Below are 561 nucleotides of genomic sequence, written 5' to 3'. Positions count from 1 at the left end.
CGTTGCAGTGCTGATACTCTTCTTCGCAGGGTTATTAATACCCCGGAGACGAAACAGTCGGGCGCGCCTCATGTCGGTATTGATGAGTGGGCGTGGCATCGGGGCCACCATTACGGCACGTTAATCGTCAATCTTGATACTCACCGTCCCCTCGTCCTGCTTCCCGGTTGCGATCAGAGTACGCTGGCGACCTGGTTCAGAAAATATCCGGAAATACAGGTTGTCTCACGTGACCGTGGCGGAGTCTATGCGACAGCAGCACGTGAAGGTGCACCTCAGGCCAGACAGATAGCTGATCGATGGCACCTGCTAAAAAATATTGGCGATGCGCCTGAACGAATGATGTACAGACAGATGCCTCTGATACGTCTTGTTGCCAGTGGGTTGTCACCAAAGAAATCACCTAAGCCAGTACTGTCTGTGCCTGTAGCATCGCTCCGTCGTCCGGAACGCCTTAAACAGCAAACCCGCCAAAAACGGCATCAGCGTTGGACAGAGGTTATGGCACTACATAACAAGGGATGTGGGTTCAGGGGAAATATCCCGTATTACAGGCTTATC

At 52.6% G+C, this 561-nt stretch carries 1 pseudogene; it reads left to right on the top strand.

The features are described 5' to 3' along the window. A pseudogene (locus ACJHYR_RS28140) lies at nt 1-561 on the top strand (transposase); the annotation flags it as partial.

This window comes from Escherichia sp. WS1450 (assembly GCF_046487395.1).
Classification (GTDB): Bacteria; Pseudomonadota; Gammaproteobacteria; order Enterobacterales; family Enterobacteriaceae; genus Escherichia; species Escherichia coli.
The sequence above is the reverse complement of the archived record's forward strand: the minus strand, read 5'-3'. Positions and strand labels throughout refer to the sequence as shown.